We start from the raw sequence: 20,354 nt of genomic DNA on the forward strand, positions 1-20,354 counted from the left end.
GATTTAATAGCTTACTAGAATTCAGGAAATTTTGGGCATGTATTCGATTTTAAATCGGATACATGCTTTTTGTTTTGAACAGGATTTATTGGAAAAGAGGAAAGAAAGGGATACTTGTATTAACGAAAAAAACCACAAGGAAAATTAATTTCCTTGTGGTCTGCTTTAGCTTATTTTAGTTTTATTATTGTTGTTGTTCGCGGTCCCCAGTACACTTCTTTTCTTACCATAAAAACCATACACAACAAGTCCAATAGCCATCCAGACAATAAAACGAATAAATGTAATGCCTGGAAGACTAGCGATTAGATAAGCAGAAAATCCGATCCCGATTAATGGAATAATTGGAACCAATGGTGTTTTGAATCCTCTTTTTAAATCAGGACGTTTTACACGTAATACAATAATAGAAGAACAAATTAAGATAAATGCTGTTAACGTTCCGATATTAACTAATTCTGCAACTTCGTTAATTGGCGTAACACCTGCTACAAATGCCGTAATTAAACCAATTAATAAAGTTGGACGATAAGGTGTTTTATATTTAGGATGTAATTTTGTAAACCATTTTGGTAATAGACCATCTCTACTCATTGAGAACCATATACGTGATCCAGCAAGCATAAATGAGAACAATACTGATAGAATCCCTGCAATTGCAGCGGCAGAAATGATTAACGTAATCCACTTCATACCAATATTACTAAAAGCTTTTGCTACAGGTGCTGCGTTATTAAGTGTTTCATACGGAGCCATCCCTGTAATAATAAGTGACATTGCAACATACAAACATAAAGCGACAGCTAATGATATGATAACTGCAAGTGGTAAATCACGTTGCGGTCTTTTTGCTTCTTCAGCTGCTGTAGTTAATGTGTCATATCCGAATACAGCAAAGAATACTAGAGCTGCTCCACTCATTACGCCATGAAAACCAAAAGGCATGAATGGGTGCCAGTTAGCTGTATTAATATGAAAACTACCAACACCAATAACTAAAAGAATAATGCCTAATTTGATGATAACCATTAATGAATTAAATTTAGAACCCATTTCAGTTCCTAATGTAAGTAAGCCGGCAATTCCAAGACTAACTAAAACGGCAATTAAGTCAACTTTGTGACCTGCTCCAGTACCAGGCGCGCCTTGTGCCCATACAGGAATGTGAACGCCCATTTGTAATAAAAACTCTTGCATGTAGCCAGACCATCCAATGGCTACTACTGCAACAACTAAGGCATACTCGAGTAACAAATCCCACCCGATTAACCAAGCTGTACCTTCACCTAAAACAGCATAACTGTAAGTATAAGCACTTCCGGCTACCGGTATTAGCCCAGCAAATTCTGCATAACACAAAGCTGCTGCTGCGCTAGCTAAACCAGCAATAATAAACGATAAGAGAACTGCCGGACCAGCGTGTTCAGCTGCAGCTACACCGGTTAATACGAAAATACCTACACCTATGATTCCGCCTAAACCAATGGCAGTCAGTTGCCATAAACCTAGAACGCGGTTAAGTCCGGTATTTTTAGCCCCATCCTGTTGGAGCTGTTCAATCGACTTTTTCCTGAAAAAAGCATTCATCCAAAGACTCCCCCTTTTTGTGAATTATCTGTATTTTTAGTAAATAAATACACACCGCTTAAAAGAGTGCGTAGTAACTAATCAATTTGCAACGGGAGAGTTGTATTAATTCCCAAAATTGCTAGAGGAAAGACTGTTAATTCCTCGAAATGTTCGTAAGCGTTTTCTATTGGGTATACGAAATACACTTTTATAGACTTATGGAATGGAAAAAATCCTTTCCTACAAAGATATTTTTTGTATTGTAACATAGTTCAATAATACTACGCAATAATAGTATGAATGTTTTAAATATTAGATTTTGATCTTATAGAGTCTAAATTTTAATTAAATTAATGAAAGTATGTGCGAAAATACATAGATTTATCAAAGGGTTCTGTGACTTTTTTAGTAGACCCTATTTATTCGATATTTTTGGTAAAATTTTATTCAATAAACGATAAAATTATTTTTTGAAAATTAAAATTTGAATATTCTGAAATAATATAAATTTGCCCAAATCAACCTAATAATCCACTCGAAATGACAAATAAATGGTTTATTAAAAAAAACATATTAAATATTTATGATTTTCTAAAAAATCTCCTTGAAACGCTTTTTAAAACAATAGACAATAGATATAGGAGAAGTCGTATTAAGTTTTTGGCAAGATAAGGAAGGGGTATAGGTATAGTTATGGAAACGGCGAAAAGAATTGACGAAGAAAAAGAACAAGTAAAAGTAATTACACCACGTAATAAGAAATTTATTTTAATGGGGATCATTGTTCTTTTAATCGTTTCTGTGGTTCTTAGCGTAGCGGTGGTAGAAATTAAAAAAAGTAAATCTAAAACATTACAGTTTATCAGTCCAACGGTAAAAAGTTTTACGAAAACTGAAACTGTGTCTGGTCGTGTAGTACAAAGTCATACTGAAACAATTTACGTAAATCCAACTAAAGGTTCTATAAATGAGATTTTTGTTAAAGAAGGAGATACTGTCACTAAAGGACAAAAACTTTTTTCTTATGAAGATACTACTATAGCAGCTGAAATGGGACAAGCAGAAGTAAATAAAAAGCTAGCAGAAACAACTGTTACGCAGAAAAACGGCCAAATTGCATCATTAGAGAAAGACATTCAAAATGCTATTTCAGCGTCAACATCAACATCTGATACAACTGATGCCAATAATACAGATAAAAATGCAACAAATACAACAAATACACCAGAGATTCAATCGCTGCAAGCTCAACTTAATACTGCAAAGGAAGAGCTTAATGCTGCACAGCTAAAAGTAGAACAATATACACTTGAAGCTGAAAAGCTGAAAGCACAAAAAGAATCATTAACTGTTAACAGTAATAATGATGGAGTAGTACTTAATTTGAACAAAAGTATCGGTCAAGGTTATAAAGCAACAGATAAACAGCAAATCTCAATTATGCAAATTGCTTCAAACGAACCATTTCAAATTGAAGGAAAGCTAACAGAAGAAGAGAAAGCAAAAGTTGAGCCAGGCCAAGTAGTTAAAGTCACTTCAAAGGTTGTTACCGATAAGAGCTGGAAAGGAAGCATTTCAGAGGTAAGTAACTATCCTATGAATGATCAATCCACCAACCAAGATAAGAATTCCAAAAAAGAAGCTATACCATATTACACTTTTAGAGCAACGCTAGATTCACAAGAGAATCTATATCCTGGCTATGAAACAAATCTTGAAGTAGTCGTACAATCAAAGGATTTATTAGCAATACCTGCGACAAGCGTAAAAGGATCAGGAAAATCAAAATATGTGTATGTACTTAAAAAAGGAACTATTTATAAGCAGAATGTAAAAACTGGCCAAAAACAAGGGAAATATATTGCCATTCTTAAAGGAGTAAAGGAAGAGGATAAAGTAGGGAAAAATCCTTCCTGGACTGTCCGCCCTGGAACTAAAATTGATTTAGATAAGTAATAGAAGAGATGATTACTGTAGAAAATTTGATTTTTGATAGTGATCATCTATTTATAAAAGAGGGCGTCTCAAAAAGTCAGATTAACTGACACGAGACGCCTTTTTTATATGAAAATTAAACTAGTAGGGGTATCTCAAGAACTTTTCATTTTAGTTGAGAAAATGGCTGTTTTTTAAATCATATTAGAAGAGTTTTATTCGATTTAGTAAGAGTTAGAATATATTTGCTAGTTTTCCAATTCAAGGTATCTACTATTGAACAATTTTTATGTCATAATACCCCAACTCGTATAGGTAATTATTAATTTTAATTGCGATTTTCTTTGATTTAATTGCAGCTTTGGCAATTTTATTTGCGGTATTCCAATTTTAATTGCAGTTCACTTTTTTTTGCAACTCTTCAGTATTTATTTGGATAATTGGACTTCTTAATTGATATTTGCCGTTATAAAAAACGGGCTACCCATTAAAGTTATACTTTTGGGACGCTCCTCTTTTATTAAAGCGTTTTCAAAACTTAGATTGATTAAGCATTAATTTTTTGTGGAGGTAGGGAAACAGCACGTAGCTCGGTTGCTTCTTCTTTAATAGAAAATAGATAAGCGATCAATCCTAATAGAGCCGTAATGATTAACATAATAATTGAGGTAGTGAAATTTCCTCCTGATGAATCACGTAGCCAGCCCATAATATAGCTAGAAAAGCCACCCATTAGGTTGGTAAATCCGATTAAGCCTGCTGCACGGCCTGCCGTCTCTTGTGTTGAATATTTTACTAAAAACATATTACTTAGATGGAAGACACCACCTTGACATCCCATAGCTAGGCCCATGCAAATCCCTGCTAATACTGGATTTGGAACAAATACTGCTATTGTTAAAAATATAGCAGTCAATGAAAATAAGATTGTTGCCATTAAGCTTGGACGTCTTGTTTTATCGGCAAGAAAGCCACATACGAGAACAAATCCAAGTGCAAATAACCAAGATAAAGAAGTAATGCTTGTCATACCTTCACGCTCAAAACCTTTTGCCTCGATCAAGTATGTTGGGAGCCAAATGCTTATTCCAAAGAAAAGGAAAGAACAAACTAACATACCAAACCATACAATCCAAAAACGATAATCTTGAATAAAATTTTTATTCCCATTGGAGCTACTTACTTGATGTTCTAATGGTTCTACTGGACGGTGAATTAGATCCAACTCTTCTTTACTAACCCACGGGTGTTCAGCAGGTGTATTTCTTGTAAGAAAAATAAACATAGGAATATTAATTAAAAAGTTAAATCCAGCGAGCAGGAAGAAAGCTGATTGCCAATGGAGTGATGAAATAACAAGGACTAATATGACTGCCCCAATTGCTGGTCCTAAATAGTTACCTGTAAGCCATGAAGCTTGAGCTCGACCTAACTCTCGTTTGTTGAACCAAGCAGAAATAAATTTCCCCGAAACAGGAATCATCATCCCTTCTCCGAATCCAAGAATAATTCGACTTATAATAAATGCTTCATATGTAGTGGAGAGCCCAGATGAAAACATAGTAAGAGACCAAACAAATAATCCAGCTATAGCCGTTTTTCTCGCACCAAATTTATCAATAATGAATCCCCAAAATAGATTCGATATTCCATATGCAACCGTAAAAACAAATGAAAGAAGACCAATTTTTGCATTTTTGTCAACACCGGTCATTCCGAGTGCCTTCAAAAACTCTGGATCTGTTTGTATGACAGAAATTCCAACTTTATCAATTTGACCAAAGAACCAAAAGAAAAAGATTGGTAAAGCAATTAAAATCCATCTTTTTTGTCTATGTAGCATTAAAATTCTCTCTCCTTTTAAAATCATGTAATTGCGTTTAAAATTTGGAAGGAAAAAGCAGAAACTACGTTTACCTAATAGATATTGAAGTTCAAATAATCTGTTTTGATACTTCACGTATTAATTTTGGCTCAACTTGAATGATTCACTCCTTTCGATATTTGCAAAGGTTTTAAATATAAAACACTGTTTCAAAATTTACCGATGAAACTCTTTTAAAGATAAAATAATTAGAAAAGTTTGTCAATTATGATTTTACTGAAAAATTTTCCAATTTTTATGTTTCGATGGAATAATCAATCATTTATCTATTCATTGAAAAATTGAGTTATTGACATTAAATTCTGACAAATCTATAATTCAAGTTGAAAAAATATGTTTTTTATATGAAACATTATGTTTTTTGAAATGCAGGTTAGTAGATTTTGAATTTAGAAAATAGCGTGGAGGTAATGCGGATGCCAATTAGTCATTTAAAAGAGTTATCGATTCATTATCAAGAATCAGGTGAAGGACAAGCACTTGTAATTTTACATGGTTTAGGAAACAATTCTCAGTCATGGAAGCATCAATTAAGTGAATTGAAGGAACAGTATAGAGTAATTGTTTGGGACGCACCGGGTTATGGTGGGAGTTCCGATTTACAAACGGAGTTTCGTGAATTTTCCGAGTTTGCTAATGTTCTTAAAGAGTTTTTGGATAGTCTAGGGCTAGATTCTATCTATTTACTAGGTCATTCAATGGGATCGGCAATTGCAATTGATTTTACGAATCGTTTTCCACATATGGTCGATGCGTTAATTATTTCAGATGCAACACGTGGAGCAGCTGGGTTAAGTAGAGAAGAAAACGAGAAAAAACTTCAAAATAGATTAAACTCCATTGAAAATCTACATCCAACTGCACTAGCCAGAAAAAGAGTAATAGCATTACTTGCGCCAAATGCATCGGCTGAGGTTATAAAAGAGGCCGAACGTATAATGTCACAAGTACGTTTATCTGGTTACCGTTCTGTTTCCTACTCATTATCGAACTTAAACCAAATGGAGATTCTGTCTTCAATATCTGTTCCAACACTTGTTATGTGTGGGGAGTTAGATCAAGTAACTCCAGTAAGTGAGTCACAAATATTTCACGAGTTGATTCCAAATTCGGAATTTGTTATTGTTCCAAATACAGGGCATTTATGCTATCAAGAAGATCCTAAAATATTTAATCAATCCGTGTTAAACTTTTTAAAGAAACAACCGATAAGTCAAAAGTAGAATTAAATCTATGTATTAGGAGAGGTTTGCTCGATGGATAATGTAGAAAAAGAAAAATATAGCGCCAATTCTTTAGTTAGAGGGTTAGAAATTATTAAGCTTTTTAATGAGGAACATCCTAGTTTGTCACTCTCAGAGATTGCAAAAAAGTTAGGGGTAAGCAGAACAGTACCTTATCGATTACTTTATACATTGCAGTCAATTGGATACTTAACACAGGATGAAAATACGAAACAATATGCGTTAACTCCTAAAGTTCTTGAATTAGGTTTTAGTTATATAAATAGCTTGAAAATACCTGAAATTGCACAACCTTATATGGAATCATTACGTGATGAAATAGGTGCTTCTTGTCATTTGTCAATTTTAGATGGACATGAAGTAGTTTATGTTGGGAGTGCACCAGTTAGAGGGGTGTCGGCAGTCAATGTCAATATTGGTTTAAGACTACCAGCTCATGCAACTGCAAATGGAAAGCTACTTCTTGCATACGAGCCAAAGGAAAGTCTTATGCAACTGTTCCAAGTTACAAATTTAACACCTTATACAGATAAAACGTTAACGACGCCTGGAGAGTTCATGGATCAATTAGAAAAAATACGTCAAAATGGCTATTCAATGACTAGTGGAGAGTTTCATCAAGGTATTCATTCAATCGCTGCACCTATTTACGGTAGAACAGGAAAGGTATTGGCAGCACTGAATATCGTAGCGACTGAATTATCTTATCAGGAAGATTTCATGAATAAAGTTGCATTGCCTAAACTTCTAGATGTTTCTGTTTTACTATCAAACTATATGGGTTACAATGGCAGAGTTTCAAATCAGGTAAAATAGTTCAAGTTAAAAAATATGGGTTCCCAAATTAAGGGAATCCATATTTTTTTTGCAAAAAAAACTAGTTATAAACCTTGAATAGACAGTGATTTTTTATATTTAACTTTTACGACATATCAAAATTTTCTAAAAACTATGTTGACACAAAGAGTAATCCGTCCTAGAATTATTTTATAGATAAAACACTGTTTTGTATATGAAACACATTAAATGTTCAAGGCAAAACATTTTGTTTAAAAAAAGAACAACAATACAGGGAGGATTTTTAAAATGACAAATGAAACATTTTCAGTTAAAGAATTTGAAAAAAAATACGTGGCTCGCTTAGAAGATCGTACGCTAGATTGGAATGTATTAAAGTTTCAAGAGGAAATTGATCCGAGATATAAGCGTGCTCAAATGCGTTATATTGGACGCGGTGCGACAGCGAATAATGATTCAAATGTAATTACAGCAGAACATTTTACATTAAGTACAATGATTCTACCTCCTGGCTGTATTGGACCTTTACATCTCCACGATGATGTAGAAGAAGTATTTTTTATTCTTGAGGGAGAAGTTACTGCTTTAATTCAAGAAGTTGGCAAAGATGAAGTACATGAAATTAAATTAAAAGCTAGAGATTGTATCAGTTCTCCTCCTGGTGTTCATCGAGGCATTAGAAATGATGGAGATACTGAAGCACGTATGTTAGTTATGCTTGGCGCAGTGAAACCAAACCTACCAACCTATCCAGAAGGTAGCGCGCTTGAAGAACTACGTAAACAACGTGCTAAAGAAAGAGAAGCAATCATCAAAGGTTAATTAAAAAAATTGAAAAAGGGTCAGCTGCATTTTGAATAAATTGCAGCTGCCTTTTTCAATAGAGTAAATAAAAGAAAGCGCTTTATATAGATAAATGGGAGGGATTGTTGTTGCTAGGAATTACTCATTTAAGACATATAAGTTTAATCACACCAAACTTTGACGAACAAGTGAACTTTTACGAAAAAGTTTGGGGTTTAGATCGTGTAAATGATTCGGATGACAAGATTGCATATTTTCGAGGGGCAGGACCTGAGCATCATATACTAAGCCTTCGTAAGGGTGATAAATGCGGTTTGCATCATATCGCATTCGGAATGGTCGATAAAAATGCAGTTGATCGTGCAGTGGAAATCTTACATTCAAAAGGTGTACATATTGTTGAAGAGCCCGGTTATTTGGATGAAGCTGGTGGAGGATATGGACTTCGATTTGTTGATCCAGAAAACCGTGTAATTGAACTTTCTGCTTGGGTAGAGGTTCAAACATCGATTTGGACTAATAAAAACGTTGATCCTGTGAAATTAAACCATGTAGTTATGAACACAAAAGATTTAGATATGATCGTGGAGTTTTATACGGATGTGCTCGGATTCAAAGTGACGGATTGGAGTGAGCACCAAATGTCCTTCTTAAGGTGTAATCGAAAACATCACTCGATTGCATTTAACCAAGATGCACACGCTTCAGTTAATCATATTGCTTACGAGGTTGATTCGGTGGATGAACTGATGCGAGGCATTAGTAATGTTAGGAAAGCCGGACTAAATGAGTTATGGGGTCCAGGGCGACATGGTCCTGGTAATAATATCTTTTGTTATTTTCAAGATCTCGGTGGATTTGTCATGGAATATACATGTTATCTTGAAACAATTGAAGATGAGGCTGAATGGAGAGCGCGAGTTTGGAAGCGCGTGCCACATCTAATGGATCAATGGGGAATTGCTGGCCCACCAAAACCAGAAGCTCGTAAAGCGATGGGCGGAGAGCCAGATACTGGCTGGGTAGATACAACAGTTAAAGTACGATAAAAAGTTTAAATAAAAATGCTTTAAGGAATACGAACCATGAAAGCATTAATAAGGGGTGACGGGATGGATCTTGGGTTAAAAGGAAAAGTTGCAGTAATTATGGGTGGCACCTCTGGTGTTGGACTGAAGACAGCTGAATTATTTTTAGGTGAAGGTGCTAAAGTAGCAATTTGCGGAAGAAGCAAGGAGCGTGCAGATAAAGCATTAAAGCATTTACTCTCATATGGCAAAAGCGAAGATCTATTTGCTGCGACCTGTGATGTTACATCAAAAGAGGAAGTTAACTCGTTTATTCAACAAACTGCAGAAAAGTTCGGTGGAATTGATACGTTAGTGAATGCAGCTGGTCAAAGTGTTATGGGGCACTTTTTCGATATTACAGATGAACAGTGGCAGGAACAAATTCAATTAAAGTATTTCGCAATTATATATGCAGTTCGTGCAACTCATCCTTATTTAGTGAAAAGAGGAGGGGGCCGAATTATTAATATAAATGCAACTCTAGCAAAAGAGCCTGAGCGTTATATGGTAGCAACAGCAGCGACACGTGCAGGACTTTTAAATTTAAGCAAAACATTATCTCAAGAATTAGCATCAGACAATATTTTAGTAAATTCAGTAAGTCTTGGATTAATTCGAACAGATCAATGGGAACGTAGAAGGCTGAAAAATGCTCCTGATATGGATCCCGAAGAATATTATAAAGATCTTGCGATAAAAAGAAATATTCCACTAGGTCGTGTAGGTGAAGCGGAAGAAGTTGCTAGTGTAATTGTTTTTCTTGCTTCAGACAAAGCGAGTTATGTAGCTGGTTCTACAATTGAAACTGCAGGTGCAATCGGTAAAGCACTTTAAATAAATTATTAGACAAAGGTAGGATACTAAGATGAAAAATCAAGAAGAGATCGTATTTACTACTGCGGATGCCGTCGTAAAAGAGTTAGTTCAAGCAGGTGTAGAAGTCGCTTTTGGAATCGTAAGTATTCACAATATGCCCATCTATGACGCGATTCTAAGAGATGGAAGTATCAAACTAATCTGTTCACGTGGCGAAAGTGGAGCAGTAAATATGGCAGATGGCTATGCACGTGCGACAGGCAAATTAGGTGTTGTTATTACTAGTACAGGAACAGGAGCTGGAAACGCTGCTGGATCATTAGTAGAAGCATGGGCAGCTGGAGTTCCACTACTTCATTTGACTGGAGAAGTAGCATCACCTTATCTAGGTACAGGTAAAGGTTACATACATGAATGCAAGGATCAGCTGTCATTGATGAGCGGTGCCTGTAAAAATGCTGTAAGACTTAGAAGACCAGAACAAACAGCTGGTGTAGTAAGAAAAGCAATTGAAGAAGCATTAACTGCTCCAACAGGACCAGTTAGCTTAGAAATTCCAATCGACTTTCAATCAGCAATTATCGAGGACGTTTCAATCGATAAGGTACAGGTAGATGTTTTTAAACCGCAACTAACTACAGTTATACCAGAAATCGCAATTTCAAAAATTTCAGAAGCACGTCGTCCAGTTATTTGGGCTGGTGGCGGTGTTATTTCTGCTAATGCTTCAAAAGAGTTAACAAATTTAGCAGAAATTCTTGGAGCTGCTGTCATTACAAGTCAATCTGGAAAAGGTTCGATACCAGAAGATCATGAGCAATGTATAGGTCATTTTGCAGCCAATGAGTCGACAAAAGAGTTTTTGAGAAATGCAGATTTATTGATTAGTGTAGGTGTACGCTTCAGAGGAAATGAAACTTCTAACTGGAAAGTCCCTGTCCCGGAAGAACATATTTCGATTGATGCAGATTTTAATGCAATTAATCGAAATTATAAAGCAACAGTTGGGTTAGTCGGAGATGCAAAAGATATTTTATCGGCTCTAATTAATAAAATCGATGAAAAGTCTATTTCGGTTTTACCTTCTTATATAGAAGAAGTACGTTCATTAAGAAATGAAGTGAGGGGACAACTTCGTAAAACACTTGGCCCGTTTGAACAATTTGTAGATGGAATGAGAGAGATTTTACCGAGAGATACGATTTTGGTTCGAGATGTGACAGTACAAGCAAATGTCTGGGGTAGTAGAATATTCGACATTTATGAACCGAGAACATCTATTCACGCATCCGGGGGAGGAATCGGTCAGGGTCTTCCTACAGCTATTGGAGCTCAACTGGGTTGCCCTCATCAAACGGTCGTATTAATGGCTGGAGATGGTGGGTTTATGGTTAATGTAGGTGAAATGGTGACTGCAGCTGAAGAAAATCTTCCTATTATTGTTGTGTTATTTGATGATTCTGGCTATGGGGTTCTTCGTAATATTCAAGAAGCGGCATACGGTCGTCAAGTAGCAGTGAATTTATTAAGTCCCGATTTTGTAAAACTAGCTGAGTCAATGCATTTTGAAGCAGCACGTATTGGATCAGGGGACGAATTCGTTAATGAACTAAAGAAGGCAACTAAAAGTAGAAAGCCAACGATGATCGTTGTAGATATGGAAGCAGTTGGACCTATGGCAATACCTTTTGGTGGACCTCCAGGAGCAGCTGAAAGTTTTAAGCCAAAAAAATTATAAAGGAGATTCAATATGATTTCGACATATCCAGTTGTATCAGGGAGATATCTCATAAATGGTGAATGGAAAGAAAGTAATGAAACATCAAATATTATTAATCCTGCAAATAAGTCTGAAGTAATCGGCAAAGTTGCATTATGTACTGAGGAAATCGTAAACGAAGCAATTAATGCTGCATCGATTGCATTTAAACTTTGGTCACAGAGTGAGATCCAGGAACGTGTAGAAAGAATGAAGGCAGCAGCGCAGGAACTTTCTAAAATCATTGAAGAACATGTTTCATTATTTGTGCGTGAAAATGGAAAAACACTAGTAGAAGCTAAAAAAGACTTATTACGCTGCGTTGAAGTAATGAGTGGTGGAGCGGATGAACTGCTAAAATGGTGGAACCCAGAATTACTTCCAGGAAATCAAAAAGTTCAAGTAAGAAGAAGAGCTAGAGGGGTTACTGCAGTAATTACTCCATGGAATTCTCCAATGATTTTAACATTTAAGCGAGTGATTCCTGCTGTTTTAGCAGGTAATACAGTTGTTGTGAAACCTGCGACCAATTGTCCACTTACCATTATGGCTTGTTTAAAAGTAGTGGCTGCACATTTTCCGCCTAGTGTAATTAATATTGTAACAGGTTCTGGAAAAATGATTGGTGACAAGCTTTGTTCTGACTCACGTGTTCGTACGATTGCTTTTGTCGGAAGTACACAAACAGGTAAAGAGATTATGAAAAAGTCTTCAGGAAATCTTCAAAAAGTATATATGGAGCTAGGTGGGAATGATCCTGCAATCATTTTAGAAGATGCAAATTTAGATGAAGAAGCTATTAAACGATTAAGAATGAGTATTTTAAAAGCGGCTGGCCAAGTATGTTCGGCTATTAAACGCGTATATGTACAAGAATCTAGATATGTTGAATTAGTAAAAAAATTAAAGAAAGAATTTGAGCGTATTGTTGTAGGTGATGGTATTCAACCAGATGTAACGATGGGTCCATTAAATAATAAAGCTCAGTATGACTATGTTAACGGATTAATCGAGCGTACTGAAAAAGCAGGTGCAAATGTAATAACAGCCGGAATTCAACTGAATCCTGAAATGTGGGATCAAGGATACTACATCTTACCAACAATCGTAACAGGAGTTGACCAACAAAGTGAGATTGTTCGTGCAGAACAATTTGGACCAGTAATTCCTATTCTACCTTTTTCAACTATTGACGAAGTTATCAAACTAGCAAATGATAGTGAATTTGGCTTAAGGGCTTCTGTTTGGACGGAAAATGAAGAATTAGCAGTTGAAATGGCAGATCGATTAGAAGCAGGCGCAGTTTTTCATAATAATCATACCATCTTTAGTGATTTAGCATTGGATTTTCCAGGGTTAAAAGAGAGTGGTGTTTCAAGAGAAACAAGACACTGTGGATTGGAATTTTTTGCAGATTCATACGGATTTGCAAATTAAGGATGGTGAATAAGCATGAAACTAGGACTAATCGGCTGTGGGAATATTGGCCAATTCCTTCTTCAAGCAATTAATAAAGATGGGATGTTACCAGGCGGAAAGATTGTTTCAATTTATACGCGTTGTGAAGAATCAGGCGTTCAACTTGCTAAAGAATTTGAAACGGAAAATTATCAAAGTGTAGATGCGCTACTTCTTTCAGATGTAGATTTAGTCATTGAAGCTGCAACAGTTGAAGCTGCAAAGGAGTACGCTATAAAAGTTCTTGAAGGTGGGAAAGACTTATTGTTAAGCAGCATCGGGGTCATGGCTGATTCCACTTTTGAAGAAGAAATTCGAGAGGTTTGTACAAGAAAAGGTATAAATGTTTTCTTACCTTCAGGAGCGATCGGTGGGTTGGATATTTTAAAGTCAGCAAAAGCTGTGGGTGGTCTAGAGAATGTTTCAATTACAACTAGAAAACCACCTGGAGCATTATCGAAAGAAGCATTAAATAAAGAAACGATTTTGTTTGAAGGCTCTGCGGCTGAAGCAATTAAGCTATACCCAAGAAATATTAATGTGGCAATTGTCTTATCCTTAGCTGGACTTGGTGCTAACAATACGAAAGTGAAAATTATTGCTGATCCAATTGCGATAAAAAATAGTCATTTAATTGAAGCATCTGGTGCGTTCGGGAAACTAAAACTCGAGATTGAAAATGATCCAATGCCAAATAATCCTAAAACAAGTTATTTAGCAGCGTTAAGTGTTTTGGCAAAGTTACAAAACAAAGATAAATATGTACAAGTTGGGTAGAGAGTAAAAAACATGAAGGGAGAGTGCTGTGCATGATTAAAACAGAAAAAACTTTAGATGAATTATCAAAAGAGCAACTAGTAAATTACTTAAATGAAACCGTCAAACCAGATGAAGGAGTCATTCCTGCATATCTTCTAGGTGATAAAGCCGTTTACGAATTAGAACATGAAAAAGTATTTTTAAAAACATGGGTTTTTCTTGGACATGAATCCGAAATTCCAAATCCAGGGGACTTTATGACTCGTGAGCTTGCAGGATATTCAATCATTATCTCACGCGAAAGTATGGGAGAAATCAATGCATTTTACAATATGTGTACACATCGTGGCATGAAGCTATGCCGTGCTGATAAAGGAAACAAGACTTTATTTACATGTCCATATCACGGATTTAACTTTAAAAATACAGGAGAACTTGTTGGAGTACCGCTTCAAAAAGATATTTATGGCGAGAGACTTGACCGATCAAAAATGGGTCTTCACCAAGTGAAGCTAGAATTATATAAAGGACTTTTATTTGGCAATTGGGACGAAAATGCAGAGCCTCTTGAAGAGTTTCTCGGCGATTTTAAGTGGTATTTAGATATCGTAGTAGGGCGTGCTGAGATGGAAGTAATTGGAGCTCCGCAACGTTTTATTGTTAAATCAAACTGGAAGGTCGGTTCTGATAACTTTGTAGGTGATTCATACCATACGATGGTTACTCACGGTTCAATTGCAAAATTAGGCATGGTTCCAAATGCAACATATTCGAAGCGCGGTTTTCAAATTCATACTGAAAACGGACACGGATTAAACCTTGGAACACCAAATCCTGACTTTGCTTTTCCTGAAGAATTGAAGGATGAGTATAAAAGTAACTTGTCAGAAGAACAATATGACGTTCTATCAAACTTAAAAAATATGATTGGAAACGCTTTTCCAAATATGTCATTTTTAATATCTCACACAAAAGTTAAAGGCGAATTAATTTCGAATACTTCAATTAGAATGTGGAGACCGATTAGTCACAATAAAATGGAAGTAATTGCATGGATGCTAGTAGAAAAAAATGCTTCTCAGGAATGGAAGAATCGATCAAGAGATTCCTTTATCTTAACGTTTAGTCCATCTGGTATTTTTGAACAAGATGATACTGAAGTATTCACAGACATAACCGAAGCAGCTCAAGGTCCAATGCCATTTCAAAAGAATTTAACTTATAACTATACAATGGGATTACATCGTGAACCTGTTGATTTTATCGGACCTGGGGTAGCCTATGATGATAAATTTACAGAAGCGAGTCAACGTAATTTTTATCAGTACTGGCTTGAATTAATGACAAAGTAACAAAGGGGGAGGAAGAAAAATGAATGTTGAAAAATTATTAGCAAAATTAGAATTTGAACAGTGGTTAATTGATGAAGCAAAATTACTTGATGATATTGAATTTGATGATTGGTTTAATTTAATGCATTCGAATTTAATCTATCAAATGCCTGTACGCGTAAATAAAGAAGGAACTGAGCGCCCAGACTATTCTACTGAGATGTTTACTTTTAATGATGATATAGAATTATTAAAGCTTCGAGTAGATCGATTGAAAACTGACTATGCATGGGCTGAGATTCCTCCTTCAAGAACCAGACGTTTTGTAAGTAATGTTAGCGTAAAAGAGCTAGTTAAAGAAGAGAAGGCAGTAGTTAATAGTTATTTATTGATCTATCGTAGCCGTAGCACAGATATTCACCATGATCTAATTTCTGGAGAACGTCATGACGAGTTTACATATGAAGATGGGCAGTGGAAGCTTTCCAAGAGGATATTTATTGTAGATCAAACAACCATTAATACTAGAAATCTTGCAATCTTTGTTTAATAGAAGAAAAAGGAGGTCAAGTAATGTTATTAAAAGATAAAGTAGTGTTAATTACAGGAGGCGCTTCTGGAATAGGAGCAGCCGTTACAAGACGATTCATTCAAGAGGGAGCAAAGGTAAGTATTATTGGTCGCTCACTTGAAACACTAAAGCAAATGAAAGAAGAATTTAATGACAATCTCCTTGTCATTCAAGGTGACGTAAGCAAATATGAAGACAATGAACGAGCTGTAAAAACGACAATTAAACAGTTTGGTAAACTAGATGTATTTATTGCAAATGCAGGCGTTTTTGATGGATTTGCAAAATTCGCTGAGGTGACACCCGATGCCTTATCAGATGCATATGATTACCTTTTAAATATAAACGTAAAAGGATCATTTTTTGGTGCAAAAGCAGCATTAGAGGAATTACAAAAAACAAATGGTAATATTATCTTTACTGTATCTGGTGCAAGCTTCTACCCAGACGGTGGTGGAGTTTGGTACACGGCTAGTAAGCATGCTCAAATCGGATTAATGCGTCAGCTTGCTTTTGAACTAGCACCAAATATACGAGTAAATGCAGTAGCGCCAGGAGGGACTTTAACAGCACTAACTGTCATCCCACCTTTACGTACTTATACTAAGTCCGTGGATAATGATACAAAAGCAAGCAATATAAAAAGAAGAAATCCACTTCAACTTGCACAAATGCCTGAAGATCATGTTGCAGCATATGTACTTTTAGCATCTGACCAGTCACGTGCGATCACTGGTGAGGTCATTTCTAGTGATGGTGGATTATCGGTTCGTGGACTCGGTTAAGGATTTTTGATAAAGCATAGGGTGTCTTAAAGGGGTGAATTTCTTGGGACACTCTCTTTTTTATTTGTGCTTATTAAATTGTGAGTGGGAGTAGTTCAAACTGTATATATGATGAGTTATATAGAGACCAGTTTTATGTTAGATTGTATGTAAGAGCTGCTTCACGTTTGTTTATATAAAAGGGTTTATTGGTACTAAAAAAAGGATCTAAGTTATTGATCCTTTTTTGCTGTTTAAATAACTAATGCAAGCGTTCGTTTAACAATATTTTTTCTTTATTATCTCAATTGAAGGCTGGTCAATTCCCGTAATATTTGATATTAATTTTATATCAATTCCCTCTTTTAGTGCTTTTCGTACTGTTGTTAGGTTGTGTCTTATTTCTGAAATTCTATGATCTAAAAGGATATGGTCAAAAACTAAGTAATCATCTGTGACTTCCCCATCTAGATCGAATTCAAGAGAATATGTACCAATCTCTTTATCAAAATAATAAATATCTACAGTAAAAAACACAAACGCTTCAATCCTTGAAAACCTATGCTTTAATTCAACAGACCGTTCTTTAGCTAGAATGAATTCATCGTACAACTTTCCTTTAAATGTGTCCAAGTAGTCGTATTTTTCTTCCTCACGCCATTTCCTAAAACTTTCCCAAAATCCATTAATAGTTCTATTTTTTGCATCGTGCTTTTGTTCCCATTCCATTAATGTTTTAGCGTTCAAACTCACCACTCGCTTATATATTTTTATATTTTCTTTAAAGATCCCACGATATTTGATATTCTACTTCAACTATCGTATGAGTTAGTTACATAAGAAATTATATTATTATAAATTTTTGATTGTTTCTTATTTCGTTTAACACATTTGTAAAATCATGTGTAGAATCTCTACTTGTATCTAAAAAATGTCTTTCTTCTATCATTGATTCTCTAAATTCATTAACTAATATAAGACAGCGTTCACCCATTCTATTTTCGGGTATTCTCATATTATCTCTATTAATCAAAGTTTGATTATCAGCCCATAAAATTACATATTTTAGCTCGACATTTAAGTCCTTAAGATTTTCATCTAACCATTTTGCTTCGTTCGGAAAGGTTACAAAATCTATTACAACATCATTACCATAACTAAGAAAATTTCTTGTTAAACTTAAAATATTATTCCAGATTAATAAGTTCTCTTTCTCGCTTTCCCACGGCTTTTCTCTTCCATTAATGTGCATATGACTTACATAGTCCCCAGAGATGTATGCACTATTACTGAATGTATTAACAAGTTCTTTTGAAGTAGTAGATTTACCGACACCTGCTGGTCCAGAGATTATATATACTTTATTCACTTCACTTTTTTTCATTTAATAATCCTTTACATTTAGATAATATAAATTTCTACGTTTATTGCTATAATACCTTGTTCAACTAAACTGCCGATCCTTCGTTATGGAAGAATCACATGCGTTAGTTTAGGTACAATGCTTCACAATTCTATTTATGCATGATGAATGATGCTTCTTCATATTGAGAATCAATATATCCTTTGATGGTCTCATACCGGTTATAGTTCATCTATGTATAAGAATGTTTATCTTAGACGTTAATGAAAAAGGATACAGTAGTATAAGTTAAATAAAAAAGGGTGCTAAAAATCGGCACCAAATAATTGATATATGGGAGGTTAATCTTGAATGAATCGTACAGCATTCAAACCGATAATTTGAGAAGGGAGTGAAGTATTCCCATCAGGTAAAATAGGTGCGACTGATAGATCAGCCACCTTAAGGTTCTTTGTTCCAAAAACATTCAATTCGCCATCTACGACACCTTCTCGAACACTCCTTGCCATTTTGCATTGACCTCCAAAGTGGAAAACATTACGATATGAAGCTCTTACAAAACCTTCTAATTTTTTACGCTTTTCTTCAATATTTTTTATCTCAAAGATATTTTCAGGAGGGAATACGACTTTGAATATTCCTTCAGGATCGATTTCACGTGCTTTCTTCATAATGTTGTAGGTCTCAATAAACTGATCAACCATGAAATTCAGGTCATCTGCATCTCCAAGCGGATTAAGGTCTATGGAAGGATATGCCTCAGGATCGCTGTGTGAGACCATAATAGTACCTCTGCTTTTTGGGTTATCGTCAAAAAGTCCAAAACTTATGATATTGCTCTGCTTTTTTGGATGGAATTCCCAATTATTTTCCAATACCTCTGAGGCAGGCAGAAACGTTGGTGCAGGGACACCAATTATTTGAAGGCGACGCCCTCCCTTACCGCGCTCTGCATTAAAAGCACCTAATGTAATTGGATTATCTGGGTCTGCAGATATGAGGTCTAAAACCCGATTGGTTTTAACTTCAACTCCCATTCCGGTTGTAAATTGAGTTTGAAAGTTATGTCCTACATTTGGACTGTAAATTAAAGTTTCGATACCCGCTCTTTTCAGATCATCCGGGTCCCCAATTCCCGAACGTTGTAATATAACAGAAGATAAATTGCCTGCACAAAGAATTATTCCCTTTTTCGCGAATGCTTTATTTGATTTACCGTTTCTGACAAAGTCAACGCCAACTGCAACTTGAATTTTTCCTTCTTGCTTAAATAGGATTTTATTCACTGTTGTTTTAACTAAAATCACTAATTCTCTGTCGCCAACTCCAACTTCATCTGGATGGATTTCATTACCTTGTGTTACTATTTTACTGTTTAAATATCCTGTTGCAGTAGATGAGCGAACAAACTTTCCATTTACTTCCTTGTTTAAAAACTGTGATTTAAAAAAAGTACAATCCCTTATACCAGTATTGTAATCTTCGACTATAGGAATATCTAATATTTCTGATGTTGCCTTTGCTAATGTAACGGTAATCCCATCCTTAGGAATGATTTGTTGTCTGACAAAAATAGGCCCTTTTTTACCTCGTTCTTCTGGTTGTTGAGTCTTACCAGTATAGGTTTCATTTTTTTTGAATAGCGGCCTTACACTGTTATAACTCCATTGAGGTCCAACTAGGCGTGCCCATTCATCATAAAGTTCCTTGCTTCCCCGTACAGCATACATGGCATTATGCTCAGAGCTTCCACCAATTGCTCTACCGCCTGATACTCTAAGTTGTTGGTTCCCAATTCCGGGCTGTACATTTGTAAATATATTAAAGGAATGCCTATTATCAGCAGACAAAACACCTGACACTGCACCTGAAGGGCTGCTTAGCTCTTGAACCATATTTGTGCCTGGTTCCAGGACCAATACAGATGTAATTTTGTCATCTGATAATTTTTTTGCAATTACACCACCTGCTGTACCTGCACCTATCACAATAAAGTCAAAAGTATTATCGTTCGACACTGTATCATTCCTTCCGTTACTGGGTTTGCATAAATATGGACTATTCATTTTTATGATTTATTATCTAAACTTATGAAAATAAATGGCATTTACTAAAGCAATTACCTTCTTATCGCCAATGTTAAGTGTTGTTTAACTATCGCATGCTTTAGTTGAAGTTCAAGAGTTACTTTGGTGACTCTTTTTTGTTTAACTATCCTGAAAATATAA

At 35.5% G+C, this 20,354-nt stretch carries 17 protein-coding genes; 12 read left to right on the top strand and 5 right to left on the bottom strand.

All coding sequences use genetic code 11. The features are described from left to right. Positions 1-165 precede the first annotated feature (165 nt). A complete protein-coding gene (locus COI44_RS18355; RefSeq protein ID WP_098429225.1) occupies positions 166-1,587 on the bottom strand; it encodes an amino acid permease in 1,422 nt (473 codons plus the stop codon). 675 nt (positions 1,588-2,262) lie between these two features. Between COI44_RS18355 and COI44_RS18360 the strand changes: the two genes are divergently transcribed. Then, positions 2,263-3,525 (top strand): efflux RND transporter periplasmic adaptor subunit, encoded by a 1,263-nt coding sequence (locus tag COI44_RS18360; RefSeq protein ID WP_098429226.1) that lies wholly within the window; start codon positions 2,263-2,265, stop codon positions 3,523-3,525. 526 nt (positions 3,526-4,051) lie between these two features. Here the strand turns inward: COI44_RS18360 and COI44_RS18365 are convergent. Next, positions 4,052-5,347 carry an MFS transporter gene (locus COI44_RS18365; RefSeq protein ID WP_098429227.1) on the bottom strand — a complete coding sequence of 432 codons (1,296 nt, stop codon included), beginning with the start codon at positions 5,345-5,347 and terminating at the stop codon, positions 4,052-4,054. Between the two features lie 458 nt (positions 5,348-5,805). On the opposite strand from COI44_RS18365, the gene COI44_RS18370 reads away from it, so the two are divergent. The 11 genes from COI44_RS18370 (at position 5,806) to COI44_RS18420 (ending at position 16,784) form a co-directional block, all read left to right on the top strand. Further along, positions 5,806-6,612, top strand: a complete 807-nt coding sequence (locus COI44_RS18370) for an alpha/beta fold hydrolase (protein WP_098429228.1) — start codon at positions 5,806-5,808, stop codon at positions 6,610-6,612. 33 nt (positions 6,613-6,645) lie between these two features. Next, positions 6,646-7,449 (top strand): IclR family transcriptional regulator, encoded by an 804-nt coding sequence (locus tag COI44_RS18375; RefSeq protein WP_098429229.1) that lies wholly within the window; start codon positions 6,646-6,648, stop codon positions 7,447-7,449. A 270-nt stretch (positions 7,450-7,719) separates the two neighbouring features. Further along, positions 7,720-8,253 carry a cupin domain-containing protein gene (locus COI44_RS18380; protein WP_098429230.1) on the top strand — a complete coding sequence of 178 codons (534 nt, stop codon included), beginning with the start codon at positions 7,720-7,722 and terminating at the stop codon, positions 8,251-8,253. 110 nt (positions 8,254-8,363) lie between these two features. Next, positions 8,364-9,284, top strand: a complete 921-nt coding sequence (locus COI44_RS18385; protein WP_098429231.1) for a VOC family protein — start codon at positions 8,364-8,366, stop codon at positions 9,282-9,284. A gap of 63 nt (positions 9,285-9,347) precedes the next feature. Continuing rightward, positions 9,348-10,139 carry an SDR family oxidoreductase gene (locus tag COI44_RS18390; RefSeq protein ID WP_098429241.1) on the top strand — a complete coding sequence of 264 codons (792 nt, stop codon included), beginning with the start codon at positions 9,348-9,350 and terminating at the stop codon, positions 10,137-10,139. Positions 10,140-10,170: 31 nt separating this feature from the next. After that, on the top strand, positions 10,171-11,859 hold the full coding sequence (locus COI44_RS18395) for a thiamine pyrophosphate-binding protein (RefSeq protein WP_098429232.1): 1,689 nt from the start codon (positions 10,171-10,173) through the stop codon (positions 11,857-11,859). 12 nt (positions 11,860-11,871) lie between these two features. Continuing rightward, complete coding sequence (locus tag COI44_RS18400; protein ID WP_098429233.1) at positions 11,872-13,317, top strand: aldehyde dehydrogenase family protein; 1,446 nt, start codon at positions 11,872-11,874, stop codon at positions 13,315-13,317. A 15-nt stretch (positions 13,318-13,332) separates the two neighbouring features. Next, positions 13,333-14,115, top strand: coding sequence for an aspartate dehydrogenase (nadX, locus tag COI44_RS18405; protein ID WP_098429234.1), 783 nt, complete (start codon positions 13,333-13,335; stop codon positions 14,113-14,115). A 32-nt stretch (positions 14,116-14,147) separates the two neighbouring features. Next, positions 14,148-15,449 (top strand): aromatic ring-hydroxylating oxygenase subunit alpha, encoded by a 1,302-nt coding sequence (locus tag COI44_RS18410; RefSeq protein ID WP_098429235.1) that lies wholly within the window; start codon positions 14,148-14,150, stop codon positions 15,447-15,449. Between the two features lie 19 nt (positions 15,450-15,468). Further along, positions 15,469-15,978, top strand: coding sequence for an aromatic-ring-hydroxylating dioxygenase subunit beta (locus COI44_RS18415; RefSeq protein WP_098429236.1), 510 nt, complete (start codon positions 15,469-15,471; stop codon positions 15,976-15,978). A gap of 23 nt (positions 15,979-16,001) precedes the next feature. Continuing rightward, positions 16,002-16,784, top strand: coding sequence for an SDR family NAD(P)-dependent oxidoreductase (locus COI44_RS18420; protein ID WP_098429237.1), 783 nt, complete (start codon positions 16,002-16,004; stop codon positions 16,782-16,784). 258 nt (positions 16,785-17,042) lie between these two features. On the opposite strand, the gene COI44_RS18425 is transcribed toward COI44_RS18420, so the two are convergent. The 3 genes from COI44_RS18425 to COI44_RS18435 all read right to left on the bottom strand — a co-directional run bounded on the left by COI44_RS18425 (position 17,043) and on the right by COI44_RS18435 (position 20,192). Continuing rightward, complete coding sequence (locus COI44_RS18425; RefSeq protein ID WP_098429238.1) at positions 17,043-17,510, bottom strand: hypothetical protein; 468 nt, start codon at positions 17,508-17,510, stop codon at positions 17,043-17,045. Between the two features lie 97 nt (positions 17,511-17,607). Next, positions 17,608-18,147 (bottom strand): AAA family ATPase, encoded by a 540-nt coding sequence (locus COI44_RS18430; protein WP_098429239.1) that lies wholly within the window; start codon positions 18,145-18,147, stop codon positions 17,608-17,610. A 320-nt stretch (positions 18,148-18,467) separates the two neighbouring features. Further along, on the bottom strand, positions 18,468-20,192 hold the full coding sequence (locus tag COI44_RS18435; RefSeq protein WP_098429240.1) for a GMC family oxidoreductase: 1,725 nt from the start codon (positions 20,190-20,192) through the stop codon (positions 18,468-18,470). Between the last annotated feature and the right edge of the window lie 162 nt (positions 20,193-20,354).

The organism is Bacillus sp. AFS088145, from assembly GCF_002564465.1.
Classification (GTDB): domain Bacteria; phylum Bacillota; class Bacilli; order Bacillales; family Bacillaceae_G; genus Gottfriedia.